At 45.7% G+C, this 13,806-nt stretch carries 10 protein-coding genes, 1 tRNA gene and 1 pseudogene; 6 read left to right on the top strand and 6 right to left on the bottom strand.

All coding sequences use genetic code 11. From position 1 onward, the window contains the following. Positions 1 to 198: 198 nt before the first annotated feature. Positions 199 to 1,398, top strand: coding sequence for a hypothetical protein (locus AABJ99_RS07505; RefSeq protein WP_039020344.1), 1,200 nt, complete (start codon positions 199 to 201; stop codon positions 1,396 to 1,398). A gap of 181 nt (positions 1,399 to 1,579) precedes the next feature. On the opposite strand, the gene mlaA is transcribed toward AABJ99_RS07505, so the two are convergent. Next, a complete protein-coding gene (gene mlaA / locus AABJ99_RS07500) occupies positions 1,580 to 2,335 on the bottom strand; it encodes a phospholipid-binding lipoprotein MlaA (RefSeq protein ID WP_000776770.1) in 756 nt (251 codons plus the stop codon). A gap of 293 nt (positions 2,336 to 2,628) precedes the next feature. Between mlaA and yfdC the strand changes: the two genes are divergently transcribed. Both yfdC and AABJ99_RS07490 read left to right on the top strand, forming a co-directional pair. Then, positions 2,629 to 3,561, top strand: coding sequence for a formate/nitrite transporter family protein (gene yfdC / locus AABJ99_RS07495; protein ID WP_000368131.1), 933 nt, complete (start codon positions 2,629 to 2,631; stop codon positions 3,559 to 3,561). Between the two features lie 75 nt (positions 3,562 to 3,636). Beyond that, positions 3,637 to 3,711 (top strand) — tRNA-Arg (locus tag AABJ99_RS07490). A 435-nt stretch (positions 3,712 to 4,146) separates the two neighbouring features. Here AABJ99_RS07490 and AABJ99_RS07480 read toward each other — a convergent pair. Beyond that, a complete protein-coding gene (locus AABJ99_RS07480) occupies positions 4,147 to 5,394 on the bottom strand; it encodes an oligosaccharide MFS transporter (protein WP_001197033.1) in 1,248 nt (415 codons plus the stop codon). A 71-nt stretch (positions 5,395 to 5,465) separates the two neighbouring features. Beyond that, on the bottom strand, positions 5,466 to 6,380 hold the full coding sequence (locus tag AABJ99_RS07475; RefSeq protein WP_001274880.1) for an aminoimidazole riboside kinase: 915 nt from the start codon (positions 6,378 to 6,380) through the stop codon (positions 5,466 to 5,468). Positions 6,381 to 6,595: 215 nt separating this feature from the next. On the opposite strand from AABJ99_RS07475, the gene cscA reads away from it, so the two are divergent. After that, on the top strand, positions 6,596 to 8,029 hold the full coding sequence (cscA, locus tag AABJ99_RS07470) for a sucrose-6-phosphate hydrolase (protein WP_000194536.1): 1,434 nt from the start codon (positions 6,596 to 6,598) through the stop codon (positions 8,027 to 8,029). Between the two features lie 7 nt (positions 8,030 to 8,036). Here cscA and AABJ99_RS07465 read toward each other — a convergent pair whose 3' ends face one another. After that, the gene (locus tag AABJ99_RS07465) at positions 8,037 to 9,032 is read right to left on the bottom strand and encodes a LacI family DNA-binding transcriptional regulator (RefSeq protein ID WP_001354799.1); all 996 of its coding nucleotides are present in this window, start codon (positions 9,030 to 9,032) and stop codon (positions 8,037 to 8,039) included. A gap of 256 nt (positions 9,033 to 9,288) precedes the next feature. Between AABJ99_RS07465 and AABJ99_RS07460 the strand changes: the two are divergent. Continuing rightward, positions 9,289 to 9,471 (top strand): annotated as a pseudogene (locus tag AABJ99_RS07460) (D-serine transporter DsdX); the annotation flags it as partial. 17 nt (positions 9,472 to 9,488) lie between these two features. Further along, positions 9,489 to 10,817 (top strand): D-serine ammonia-lyase, encoded by a 1,329-nt coding sequence (dsdA, locus tag AABJ99_RS07455; protein WP_039020913.1) that lies wholly within the window; start codon positions 9,489 to 9,491, stop codon positions 10,815 to 10,817. Positions 10,818 to 10,945: 128 nt separating this feature from the next. Here the strand turns inward: dsdA and emrY are convergent, their stop codons facing one another. Beyond that, positions 10,946 to 12,484 (bottom strand): multidrug efflux MFS transporter permease subunit EmrY, encoded by a 1,539-nt coding sequence (emrY, locus tag AABJ99_RS07450; RefSeq protein ID WP_039020914.1) that lies wholly within the window; start codon positions 12,482 to 12,484, stop codon positions 10,946 to 10,948. Next, the gene (gene emrK / locus AABJ99_RS07445; protein WP_000435154.1) at positions 12,484 to 13,647 is read right to left on the bottom strand and encodes a multidrug efflux MFS transporter periplasmic adaptor subunit EmrK; all 1,164 of its coding nucleotides are present in this window, start codon (positions 13,645 to 13,647) and stop codon (positions 12,484 to 12,486) included. Before emrK ends, emrY begins: the two co-directional genes overlap by 1 nt. Positions 13,648 to 13,806 lie beyond the last annotated feature (159 nt).

Below are 13,806 nucleotides of genomic sequence, written 5' to 3'. Positions count from 1 at the left end.
GGCATATTATCAGGCGTTCTGCTCGTCCTTCTCAATGAGTTTACTTTTCTGAATTTCCAGGATACTCAAACCACCCTGGCTATTATGCGCTCATACACTCAAATTAAAGATAGGTTCTAAATAAATGAGCGTTTTTTGATAGTCTATTTTATCAGGTAATATATATTTGCAACAAATCAATCAACGTGGAATAAAATCATGCTACCATCTGTTTCAATCAACAATACCTGCCCTACTTACACAGAATCCACCAATGAAAATAACAATAATGAAGTTAATGGATTAGTACAAGAGTTCAAAAACCTTTTTAATGGCAAGGAAGGAATAAGTACCTGTATTAAACATCTACTTGAGCTTATAAAAAATGCCATACGAGGAACCGGTGAACCTGATAGAATAATTATCAATAATTCCTCAGTTACTTATATTGATATTGGCTCCAATGATACAGACTATATTACTATTGGTATCGACAACCAAGAACCAATAAAATTATCTGCGAACTATAAAGACAAAGAACTCGTCCGTACTATCATTAATGACAACATAGTTGAGAAGACTCATGATGATATAAATAATGCTGAATATACTGATGATGGTATTATTGGCATTAATAATCAAGAACCAACAAAATCACCTGCAAACGATGAAAATAAAAAAGTCGGTCAAACCATCATCAGTAAAAATGTAGTAGAGAATACTCATGATATCCATAACAAGGAAATGATCTTCAGCGCAATAAAAGAAATATATGATGGAAATCCTGGTTTTATCTTCGATAAAATATCACACAAACTCAGACATACGGTAACGGAATTTGATGAGAGCGGGAAAAGCGAACCAACGGACTTATTTACCTGGTACGGTAAAGATAAAAAAGGCGACTCTCTCGCTATTGTAATTAAAAATAAAAACGGAAATGATTACTTATCTCTCGGTTACTACGATCAGGACGACTACCACATTCAAAGAGGAATTCGTATTAATGGTGATAGTCTCACCCAATATTGTAGTAAAAACGCCAGGAATGCTTCAGCGTGGTTTGAAAGCAGTAAAGCTATCATGGCAGAATCATTCGCAACAGGTTCCGATCATCAGGTTGTAAACGAGCTCAACGGGGAAAGACTGAGAGAACCTAACGAAGTTTTTAAACGTTTAGGTCGAGCAATAAGATACAATTTTCAAGTGGACGATGCAAAATTTAGACGCGATAATGTAAAAGAAATAATTTCTACTTTATTCGCTAACGAAGTTGACGTTGACAATTCTCAAAATGAATATAAACAGTTTAAGGAAATCGAAGATAAAGTTGAAAAAAGACTTCAAAATCGCCAGATGAAATATCAAAGTGAAATTAAACAACTATCTGCGTTGGGTGTTAATTTTGATGATAATTAAAATTATTTGTCCAGTTTTTTGATTTTTCAACGTCTGAATATCGGAAACAGTCAGTGACGAACATCAGTATTTTTACATAATTTCGTCCGGGTCATTGTTGGTTTGTCTCCTTTTACTTGTGGTAATTGAGGGATAACAACAAAAAAGGTGAGTTTTGCGACTCACCTTTTTTATTTGTTTCTTATTCAGAATCGATATCTTTTAACTCATCCTGAATCGCTTGCGCGTTCGGGTTTTCCTGCGGTTTGAGTTCGCCGCCATTGGCGATGAAATCATGACGCTGGAAGTACGCTTCGCGCACCATAATGTATGGGTCGGACGACTGACGCAGCAGGCCGTCGGAATCCAGCAGTTGCGCACGGGTTTCGATACCTTCAAGCGTCCATTTACCCACGGACATCGGCCAGGTCAGCCAGGAAAGTACCGGGTAAAGACCATCCGCCATATCACCGCCGTCATCACGCAGCGTGAAGCTTCCGTAGAACGGTAATTGTACGTACGGCCCATACCCCACGCCATAATGACCAAGCGTACTACCGAAGCGGTGAGGTTCAGTCCGTTGCAGTTTCGGGTTCGCCATCCCCGCAACATCAATAAAGCCGCCCATCCCCAAAATAGTGTTCAGGAAAAAGCGGGTAAAGTGGACCATCCCCTGATAAGGGTCGCCCTGCAAGAAGTAGTTAACCATCACCGCAGGTTCTTCAAGGTTGCCGGTAAAGTTGCTCAAACCGTTACGCGCCGGTTGCGGAACATAATCACGCCAGGCGACTGCGACCGGTCGAACAATATACGGGTCTAATACATTGAAGTTGAAGTTGTACATGGTGCGGTTGAACCCTTCTAATGGGTCAGAACGCCCTTGCTGATCTGTACCGGAACTCGCACACCCCACCAGAAGCGTAGTTCCAAGAGCAAGCGCCGACAGGCGAAGCTTCATAAATGTCTCCCTGTTTTTTTATGGCTTATGCAGTTTGCCATCCATGACGGAACGATACCGTATCCGCCTGTTTAGGTGTGGGCGATTGTAACAGCACGTCAACTGATGTCCAGACGCCCTGATTTGCTGATTTGATCATAGCCTGGTAATCGACGCCCTGTAGGCTACTTGATTCTATAGAAACAGAAAAAGGCAAACACAGCCTTTTCTACATTTTCAGAGTAACTCCCGCCAGTTGCGAGCAAAAAAGCCGCTACGCTTTAGCTATACGTGCTAATTCAAGAGAAGAGACCATGGACAACGACAAAATTGATCAACACAGCGACGAAATTGAAGTTGAGAGCGAAGAAAAAGAACGCGGCAAAAAAATAGAAATAGATGAAGACCGACTCCCCTCCCGGGCGATGGCAATTCATGAACATATCCGCCAGGATGGTGAAAAAGAGCTGGAACGCGACGCAATGGCGCTACTGTGGTCAGCCATTGCGGCGGGTCTGTCGATGGGCGCTTCACTACTGGCAAAAGGGATATTTCATGTCGAACTGGAAGGCGTGCCGGGCAGTTTCTTGCTGGAGAATCTCGGTTATACCTTTGGCTTTATTATCGTCATTATGGCCCGCCAGCAATTATTTACTGAAAACACCGTGACTGCGGTACTACCCGTCATGCAAAAACCGACAATGAGCAACGTCGGCTTACTTATGCGGTTATGGGGCGTCGTGCTGCTGGGGAATATTCTCGGGACAGGTATTGCGGCGTGGGCATTTGAATATATGCCTATCTTTAATGAAGAAACTCGCGATGCATTTGTAAAAATCGGCATGGATGTGATGAAGAACACCCCCAGTGAGATGTTTGCCAACGCGATCATTTCCGGCTGGCTGATCGCCACTATGGTATGGATGTTTCCTGCAGCGGGTGCGGCAAAGATTGTAGTGATTATATTAATGACCTGGCTTATCGCCCTCGGAGACACCACCCACATCGTTGTCGGTTCTGTAGAAATCCTCTATCTGGTATTTAACGGCACGCTGCACTGGAGCGATTTCATCTGGCCCTTCGCGCTGCCTACTCTGGCAGGAAACATCTGCGGCGGCACCTTTATCTTCGCGTTAATGAGTCATGCACAGATCCGTAACGACATGAGCAACAAGCGCAAAGCAGAAGCACGACAAAAAGCAGAACGTGCGGAAAACATTAAGAAAAATGATAAAAACCCGGCATAAATGGCGAGGGTTTAAGCAATCGAGCGGCAGTGTACTTACCCCGCTGAGCATTAGCGGGTATACTCATGCCGCATTGTCCTCTTAGTTAAATGGATATAACGAGCCCCTCCTAAGGGCTAATTGCAGGTTCGATTCCTGCAGGGGACACCATTTATCCTTCCAACGAAATCTACCTTCCCCGCGTAAAAGTTGGGTTTGGCAGCACACTTGCCCTAAATCTACTCATTTTCCCTGCAACAGGTTGAAATCTCAGCACTGTGCGGCGATGACTAAACAGCCCCGGGCCTGGCAATGTATTCATCACACAGAATCCTGATCGCGAAATCTGGCTTGACTCGATACTTCACTCCGCAATGCATTCCTTGATGGATTAGCAGGCCCGTGATACACGGGACAGGTCGCTGAATTACGACAATTTCCTGGAAATCAGCGAACCGCGTATCCTGAGTACATTTGAGCGACTGTTCCAGAACATGAATGAGGCGTTTGGATTAGGCGATTATTAGCCGCGCTAAGCATTTTGGTATTATTATTTTCCGGTTGAGGGATATAGAGCTATCGACAACAACCGGAAAGAGTTTACGTCTATATTGCAGAAGGTACAGGCGTTTCCATCACCATTTGCTCACGCTTTTTACTCAGGAAGAAAATGCCAAATAACAACATCAGGCAGACAATACCCGAAATTACGAAGAAAACCGTCTGGTAACCTGCATGGTCAAAAAGTATTCCAGTCGGCGTTGAAAGCAACACAATCCCCAACGAACTAGCAATTTGAAAACCAATCAGAAAGATCGTCGACGACAGGCGCTTATCAAAGTTTGCCACGCTGTATTTGAAGACGGAAATGACACACAGTGGAACCTCAATGGCATGTAACAGCTTCACTAATGAAATAATCCAGGGATTAACGAACAGTGCGCAGGAAAGAATACGCAACGCCATAATCACAACACCGATAAGTAATGCATTTTTTGGCCCTACCCGGTTAACAAAGAAAGGAATAATGGCCATGCACAGCGCTTCGAGTACAACCTGGAATGAGTTGAGATAACCATACAGGCGCGTTCCTACATCGTGTGATTCGAATAAACCTGCATAAAAAACAGGAAAGAGCTGTTGATCAAAAATGTTATAGAAAGACCACGTCCCCACAATAAATATGACGAAAATCCAGAAGTTTCGATCCTTGAAAACTGCAATAAAATCCTCTTTTTTTACCCCTCCCGCATCTGCCGCTACGCACTGCTGATCCTGATATTTAAAACGCATGTTGATCATCATAAATACAGCGCCAAATAGCGAAACCAACCAGAAGTTGATATGGGGACTGATACTGAAAAATATGCCAGCAAAGAACGCGCCAATCGCATAGCCAAAAGATCCCCAGGCGCGCGCTGTTCCATATTCGAAATGAAAATTTCGTGCCATTTTTTCGGTGAAGCTATCAAGCAGACCGCAGCCCGCCAGATACCCCAAGCCAAAAAAGAGCGCCCCCAAAATTAGACCTACAGAAAAATTGCTTTGCAGTAACGGTTCATAAACGTAAATCATAAACGGTCCGGTCAAGACCAGGATGAAACTCATACACCAGATAAGCGGTTTCTTCAGACCGAGTTTATCCTGGACGATGCCGTAGACCATCATAAATAGAATACTGGTAAACTGGTTGACCGAATAAAGTGTACCTAATTCCGTCCCAGTCAACCCTAGATGTCCTTTCAGCCAAATAGCGTATAACGACCACCACAGCGACCAGGAAATAAAAAAGAGAAATGAGTAACTGGATGCAAAACGATAGTACACATTTCTGAATGGTATATTCAGTGCCATAATTACCTGCCTGTCGTTAAAATATTCACGTCCTATTCAGAGACAAGAACGGCCTCGCCGTTTATTTCTCACTATTCCAGATCTTGTCGACATGGCAGCGCTGTCATTGCCCCTTTCGCCGTTACTGCAAGCGCTCCGCAACGTTGAGCGAGATCGATAATTCGTCGCATTTCTCTCTCATCGGTCTCTAATCCTGTAGAGGAAAGACCTGTGAGTAACCCGGCAACGAACGCATCTCCCGCCCCCGTGCTATCGACACAATTCACAGACATTCCAGCAAAATGGTGAACTTGTCCTCGATAACAGACCACCACCCCTTCTGCACCTTTAGTCACCAACAGCATGGCGATCTCATACTCTTTTGCCAGAGCACATATATCCCGATCGTTCTGTGTTTTTCCGCTGATAAGTCGCCATTCTTCTTCCGAGAGCTTGACGACATCCGCCAGTTGTAGCGCCTGTCGCAAACACAAGCGGAGCAAATGCTCGTCTTGCCACAGATCTTCACGAATATTGGGATCGAAGCTGACAAAACCTCCGGCATGCCGGATCGCCGTCATCGCAGTAAATGCGCTGGTACGCGAAGGTTCAGCAGACAACGCAATAGAACAGAGATGTAACCATTCGCCATGTCGCCAGAAGGGCAAGTCAGTCGTCTCTAAAAAAAGATCGGCACTAGGGCGGACCATAAACGTAAATGAACGTTCCCCCTGATCGTTCAGATCGACAAGCACCGTGGATGTTCGGTGCCATTCATCCTGCTTCAGATACGTGATATCGACTCCCTCCGTTAGCAGCGTTCTTTGCATTAACGCGCCAAAAGGATCATCACCCACCCGGCCTATAAACCCACTTATTCCGCCTAATCTGGCGATTCCCACCGCAACGTTAGCTGGCGCGCCGCCAGGACAAGGCAGTAGGCGCCCGTCTGATTCAGGCAAGAGATCGACAACCGCATCCCCTAAAACCCATACTTTGGCTGACATTTTTTTCCCTCAAATTCATCTGACTTACGCATAGTGATAAACCTCTTTTTCGCAAAATCGTCATGGATTTACTAAAACATGCACATTCGATCACAAAACGTCATAGTTAACGTTAACATTTGTGATATTAATCACATTTATAAAGATAAGGGGCTTTATTTTTATAAAAGTTAACGTTAACAATTCACCAAATTTGCTTAACCAGGATGATTAAAATGACGCAATCTCGATTGCATGCGGCGCAAAACGCACTAGCAAAACTTCACGAGCGCCGGGGGAATACTTTTTATCCCCATTTTCACCTCGCGCCTCCAGCCGGGTGGATGAACGATCCAAACGGCCTGATCTGGTTTAACAATCGTTATCACGCGTTTTATCAGCATCACCCGATGAGCGAACACTGGGGGCCAATGCACTGGGGACATGCCACCAGCGACGATATGATCCACTGGCAGCACGAGCCTATTGCGCTAGCGCCAGGAGACGAGAATGACAAAGACGGGTGTTTTTCAGGTAGTGCTGTTGATGACAATGGTGTCCTCTCACTTATCTACACCGGCCACGTCTGGCTCGATGGTGCAGGTAATGACGATGCAATTCGTGAAGTACAATGTCTGGCTACCAGCCGGGATGGTATTCATTTCGAGAAACAAGGTGTGATCCTCACTCCACCAGAAGGAATCATGCACTTCCGCGATCCTAAAGTGTGGCGTGAAGCCGACACCTGGTGGATGGTCGTCGGGGCGAAAGACCCAGGCAACACGGGACAGATCCTGCTTTATCGCGGCAGTTCATTGCGTGAATGGACTTTCGATCGCGTACTGGCCCACGCTGATGCGGGTGAAAGCTATATGTGGGAATGTCCGGACTTTTTCAGCCTTGGCGATCAACATTATCTGATGTTTTCCCCGCAGGGAATGAATGCCGAGGGATACAATTATCGAAATCGCTTTCAAAGTGGTGTAATACCCGGAATATGGTCGCCAGGACGACTTTTTGCACAATCCGGGCATTTTACTGAACTTGATAATGGGCATGACTTTTATGCACCACAAAGCTTTTTAGCGAAGGATGGTCGGCGTATTGTTATCGGCTGGATGGATATGTGGGAATCGCCAATGCCCTCAAAACGTGAAGGCTGGGCAGGCTGCATGACGCTGGCGCGCGAGCTATCTGAGAGCAATGGCAAACTCCTACAACGCCCGGTACACGAAGCTGAGTCGTTACGCCAGCAGCATCAATCAATCTCTCCCCACACAATCAGCAACAAATATGTTTTGCAGGAAAACGCGCAAGCGGTTGAGATTCAGTTGCACTGGGCTCTGAAGAACAGCGATGCCGAACATTACGGATTACAGCTCGGCACGGGAATGCGGCTGTATATTGATAACCAATCTGAGCGACTTGTTTTGTGGCGGTATTACCCACACGAGAATTTAGATGGTTACCGTAGTATTCCCCTCCCGCAGCGTGACACGCTCGCCCTAAGGATATTTATCGATACATCATCCGTGGAAGTATTTATTAACGACGGGGAAGCTGTGATGAGTAGCCGAATCTATCCGCAGCCAGAAGAACGGGAACTGTCGCTCTATGCCGCCCACGGAGTGGCCGTGCTGCAACATGGAGCACTCTGGCAACTGGGGTAACATAATATCAGGTGGAACAACGGAGCAACAGCGGGCAAGGGATCTGCGTTACCCTTCCCCCTTCACGACCTTCAATAATATGCAATGCAGCTTCCCGCCCGATAATGTCATGTGGAAGCTGAATTGTGGTCAGCGGCGGTAAAAACAGATGCCCGACGCCAACCAGATTATCAAAGCCCATTACGGCGACATCCTGCGGGATACGTACCCCCTTCGCCAGAAGAACCTGATAAGCCACAAAGGCTGCGCGATCGTTACCACAAATCAGAACATCAAAATCTGGTTTTCCAGACTGGAAGTGGGCATTGAGTATACTTGCGAGATCGGTGTAGTGATCATCACCTATGGCCATGTGAAATTGTTTCACCTCAGCCAGATCTCGTCCAGCATCACGCCAGGCCTGCTCAAATCCCTGCCGACGATACCCTGTTGCCAACGCACCTTCCGGTAGCCAGAAGCATAACGGTTGACGATAGCCCGCCGCGAGCAAATGCTGTGTTGCTTCATATTGGGCAGTGTAATCATCAGGGATATAACTGGGTAACGCTGGGTCATCCGCCACACAGTTCGCCAATACAATATTTTCACCATGCAGAGACTCAGGCAGCGTGATATGCCTCAGTCCCATTGTAGTATAGATAATGCCATCCGGACGGAGGGCAAGCAGCTGACGTGCCGCGCGGGCAGCGTCATCTTCAGAAAAAATATTGATTAAAAAACTATTCCAGCCAAACTCGCTGGCGGTTTGTTCAATGGCAAGCAGAATATCAACAGAGAAAGGAGTGGTAGCAGTATCCTGCGCCAGCACGGCGAGAGTCGACGGCTTACGTCCCTGAGCGCGCATCTTACGAGCGGAAAGATCAGGAACATAATTCAGGGTTTGGATTGCCTGCAATACGCGGTCACGCGTTGCAGGACGCACAGATTCTGCATTATGCATCACCCGGGAGACAGTCATCATCGACACTCCCGCCAGGCGTGCGACATCCTTTAATGAAGCCATACCCAAGCCGTTTGCCGTAAAACGGGCACTGTAGCAGAAACAGACGTCACTGGCGAGATCCAGCGATATTCTTAACGTCCTATCACCCGACACGACAATACAGTAAAAAATAACAAGAATTCCCGGACAATTGTAACCAATTCCGCCTCTGTTCTCGCCAACGAGTCACCAGGCAGACAAGTAGGTAAAACATGCCGACTGGCATCACCCACCCGGAGAAAAAATATAAATATGGATCATTGTGCTGTGGCTGTAACCAGACATCAGCCCGGAAATTATTGCGATTGGCTGCACGATCGTTACGGACTCGTTTTTCTGGCTGATGAAACAATTTTGCGGCGCTACGCTCAGTGAAACATATAAATACTATACGACAGCGACATTTATCGCTTCAGTCGTCGCTCTGGCGGGCACATTCCTGCTGTCATTTATCATCTAAGCGCAAAGAGACGTACTATGGAAAACGCTAAAATGAACTCGCTCATCGCCCAGTATCCGTTGGTAAAGGATCTGGTTGCTCTTAAAGAAACCACCTGGTTCAATCCTGGCACGACCTCATTGGCTGAAGGTTTACCTTATGTTGGCCTGACCGAACAGGATGTTCAAGACGCCCATGCGCGCTTATCTCGTTTTGCCCCCTATCTGGCAAAAGCATTTCCTGAAACGGCTGCCTCTGGAGGGATTATTGAATCAGAACTGGTTGCCATTCCGGCTATGCAAAAACGGCTGGAAAAGGAATATCAGCAACCGATCAGCGGGCAACTGTTACTGAAAAAAGATAGCCATTTGCCTATTTCCGGCTCCATAAAAGCACGCGGCGGGATTTATGAAGTCCTGGCACATGCAGAAAAACTGGCTCTGGAAGCAGGGTTGCTGACGCTTGAAGATGACTACAGCAAACTGCTTTCTCCGGAGTTTAAGCAGTTCTTTAGCCAATACAGCATTGCTGTGGGCTCAACCGGAAATCTGGGGTTATCAATCGGCATTATGAGCGCCCGCATTGGCTTTAAGGTGACAGTACATATGTCTGCTGATGCCCGGGCATGGAAAAAAGCGAAACTGCGCAGCCATGGCGTTACGGTCGTGGAATATGAGCAAGATTATGGTGTTGCCGTCGAGGAAGGACGTAAAGCCGCGCAGTCTGACCCGAACTGTTTCTTTATTGATGACGAGAATTCCCGCACGTTGTTCCTTGGGTATTCCGTCGCAGGCCAGCGTCTTAAAGCGCAATTTGCCGAGCAAGGTCGTATTGTCGATGCTGATAACCCTCTGTTTGTCTATCTGCCGTGTGGTGTTGGCGGTGGTCCTGGTGGCGTCGCATTCGGGCTTAAACTGGCATTTGGCGATCATGTTCACTGCTTTTTTGCCGAACCAACGCACTCCCCTTGTATGCTGTTAGGCGTCCATACAGGATTACACGATCAGATTTCTGTTCAGGATATTGGTATCGACAACCTTACCGCAGCGGATGGCCTTGCTGTTGGTCGCGCATCAGGCTTTGTCGGGCGGGCAATGGAGCGTCTGCTGGATGGTTTCTATACCCTTAGCGATCAAACCATGTATGACATGCTTGGCTGGCTGGCGCAGGAAGAAGGTATTCGTCTTGAACCTTCGGCACTGGCGGGTATGGCCGGACCTCAGCGCGTGTGTGCATCAGTAAGTTACCAACAGATGCACGGTTTCAGCGCAGAACAACTGCGTAATGCCACTCATCTGGTGTGGGCGACAGGAGGTGGAATGGTGCCGGAAGAAGAGATGAAGCAATATCTGGCTAAAGGCCGTTAATAACGTTTCACCGCAGCATCGCCATCCTTTCCGTGGGTGAGCGATGCTGCCTGATAATATCCATATAAAGTGATGGTGCAGGCTCAAAATTCCGCGGTCTTACCTGCTCTAGCCTCCTCTTTTTACCATCACCCAACGCCTTTCGCTGTAAACGGCGGTCTCGCGAACCAAACTAAAACTGTAAGTAAGATAAAAGCAATAGCCGCCATACGGAAAATCTCATTTGCAGAAATAGAAAGTGACTGCTGGGTTATTTCATTATTAATTTCATTAAGAACCCCTGAAAGCGAACCATAGTATTTATCCATAATTTGTGATGATGAATTAAACACGGGGTTAAATTGATCGATGGTTGCTGTCAACTGACTATGGTGTAACGATTCGCGTCGTCCCCACAACGTCATTGTCAACGACGTACCAACTGATCCTGACAGGGTACGAAAAAAATTACTCATACTCGAGGCATTGGCAAATTTATTATCTGGCAACCCTGAAAACGAAATCGTTGTTAAGGGTAAAAAGAAACAGGCAACGGCGAATCCCTGGAAAAACTGTGGCAAAATGATGCCTGTGAAATCAATCGTTGGCATAAATGTCACAGAACGCCAGTAATAGCAAACCGCATACATCAAAAAACTAAATGTAACCAATGCACGCATATCAATTTTGTTGCCATAACGTCCTATTAAAGGCGATATTAATAGTGGCATTATGCCGATTGGCGCATAGGCAAGCCCGGCCCATATCGCATTATACCCCATAGTTTCCTGCAGCAACTGCGGCATAAGTACAATCGCCCCAGAGTAAAATAAATATGCGCATGTGATACACACAATACCAATGGTGAAATTACGCGACTTGAATAAACTGAGGTCAAGAATTGGGTTCTCTGAGGTCGACTCCCAAATGACTAAAGAGATCAGAGAAATAATTGACACTATTGTTAATATTATGATTGTACTCGAGTTAAACCAATCCAGATCGCGCCCTTTATCAAGCATAATTTGCAAGCCACCAACACCGAGCACTAACAGGGTCAACCCTGGTAAATTCATTTTGACCGGTGAAGTTTCAGTTTCTCTTCCTTTAAGTAAAGTTAAACATAATGTCAGGACGATAATCCCCATAGGGACATTGATTAAAAATATCCATCCCCAACTAAAGTTATCACAAATATAGCCACCCAATATCGGCCCACAAATCGGAGCGATAATTACGGTCATTGACCATAACGCCAAAGCAAATGTTCTTTTTTCTGGCGGATAATTCCTTAATAATAAACTCTGTGACAATGGAATTAACGGCCCCGCCATTAATCCCTGGACGACTCTAAAAAATATAAGAACATCAAGATTAGTCGAAAGACTACACATTAATGAAGACAGCGAAAAGAAGGTTACTGATAGTAAAAATAACCTTAATTCGCCTATTCTTTGTGCCAGCCTGCCGGTAACAGGGATCGCAATGGCATTTGCTACGCCAAACGATGTGATAACCCATGTGCCTTCGTCCGTTGATGCTCCGAGAAAGCCAGATATTGTGGGTATTGCGACGTTAGAAATAGTGGAGTCCAACATTTGCATAAACGTCGCTAATGACAATGCAATAGTGACGCACCATAACGTCCCACCGGTTAATGGTGCCGGAGTTGATTTAGTGATTGCCATTAAAGTTGTCCATTATGAGAAATAATGTTGTTAATCTCTTTTTCTATCGGACTGGTATCGATAACTAAGGCCTTACTGGTGTAAGCAGGCATTGACGTCACGGATGAAGCCAGATCAGGCATATCGGCAATGTCTTCGTTCCTGGTATCAATGGTTGCAGTCATCGATAAACCAATGCGCAAGGGATGTTCCATGAGTTCTTTTGGATCCAGAGACACCTCAACCGGTACACGCTGAACGATTTTGATCCAGTTCCCTGTCGCATTTTGTGCAGGTAATAAGGAGAACGCATTGCCGGTTCCCATATTGATCCCTGTCACCCGACCATGAAACACAACATTTTCACCATAAAGATCGCTGATTATATTAACCGATTGACCAATCCGTACATCCGTGAGTTGTGTTTCTTTAAAGTTGGCATTAACCCACATTTGACGTGCCGGTACGACAGCCATTAACGATTGTCCAGGACTCACTGTTTCGCCAACCTGCACACTTCGCTGGGCAATATAACCAGTAACCGGACTCTTAATATCCGTACGTTTAAGCGCCAACCAGGCTTCTTTGGTTGCATCCGCAGCTTCAACAACTTGTGGCTGGCGATTTAATGGTGTGTTCATTACTAAGGCTTTGTTCGCTTTATAAGCCTGAATAGCTGCATTCAATGCCGCTTTGCTACTTATTAACGTATCTTTGGTGTGCTCCAGCGTTTCTTTTGAAATAACCCCCTGCTTTGCTAGCGGCACACGACGATTATAATCTTCTAAAGATTGTTGATACTGGATACGTGCTGAAGCGACTTCGGCACTGTATTGTTTATCCTGTAAGTATAGTTTATTCGTTTGTCGCACAATATTTGCCAGATTATTTTTAGCTTTATTGAGTGCAATCGTAGCATCAGTTTTATCCAGTGAAACTAAAATGTCACCCTGCCGAACAAAGTTCGTATCTTTATGATTAACGACAGTGACACTGCCTGAGACTTGTGCAGAAATTGGATCAGCATTCCCCGTAACATAGGCGTCATCTGTACTAATCATGTCTTCTAATTCCAGTGACCAATAGGCATAGGCTCCTGAAAACGCAATAAATAAAACCACTGCTAATAAAGCAAAATATTTTCTTCTGTCAGAATGTTTTTTATTTGAATTAATCTGTTCCACTATTGTCTCTCATTTCGCATAGATGAAATTTATGAATTGAATGAAAAGAGTATTCATTCTTCATATCAAACACAGTGCATGTGTTACACATTATCCCAGGAACGTTGGAGGCCTAATTTAAAGGAGTTGCAGAAGATACAACAGAGGACTAAACCGTGA

The sequence above is a fragment of the Escherichia coli genome (assembly GCF_036503815.1).
Lineage (GTDB): Bacteria > Pseudomonadota > Gammaproteobacteria > Enterobacterales > Enterobacteriaceae > Escherichia > Escherichia coli_F.
The sequence above is the reverse complement of the archived record's forward strand: the minus strand, read 5'-3'. Positions and strand labels throughout refer to the sequence as shown.

Excerpts from the sequence above, each read along its gene's own strand:
- AABJ99_RS07505 (WP_039020344.1), top strand. The coding sequence starts at position 199 with ATGCTACCATCTGTTTCAATCAACAATACCTGCCCTACTTACACAGAA.
- mlaA (WP_000776770.1), bottom strand. The coding sequence starts at position 2,335 with ATGAAGCTTCGCCTGTCGGCGCTTGCTCTTGGAACTACGCTTCTGGTG.
- yfdC (WP_000368131.1), top strand. The coding sequence starts at position 2,629 with ATGGACAACGACAAAATTGATCAACACAGCGACGAAATTGAAGTTGAG.
- AABJ99_RS07480 (WP_001197033.1), bottom strand. The coding sequence starts at position 5,394 with ATGGCACTGAATATACCATTCAGAAATGTGTACTATCGTTTTGCATCC.
- AABJ99_RS07475 (WP_001274880.1), bottom strand. The coding sequence starts at position 6,380 with ATGTCAGCCAAAGTATGGGTTTTAGGGGATGCGGTTGTCGATCTCTTG.
- cscA (WP_000194536.1), top strand. The coding sequence starts at position 6,596 with ATGACGCAATCTCGATTGCATGCGGCGCAAAACGCACTAGCAAAACTT.
- AABJ99_RS07465 (WP_001354799.1), bottom strand. The coding sequence starts at position 9,032 with ATGGCTTCATTAAAGGATGTCGCACGCCTGGCGGGAGTGTCGATGATG.
- dsdA (WP_039020913.1), top strand. The coding sequence starts at position 9,489 with ATGGAAAACGCTAAAATGAACTCGCTCATCGCCCAGTATCCGTTGGTA.
- emrY (WP_039020914.1), bottom strand. The coding sequence starts at position 12,484 with ATGGCAATCACTAAATCAACTCCGGCACCATTAACCGGTGGGACGTTA.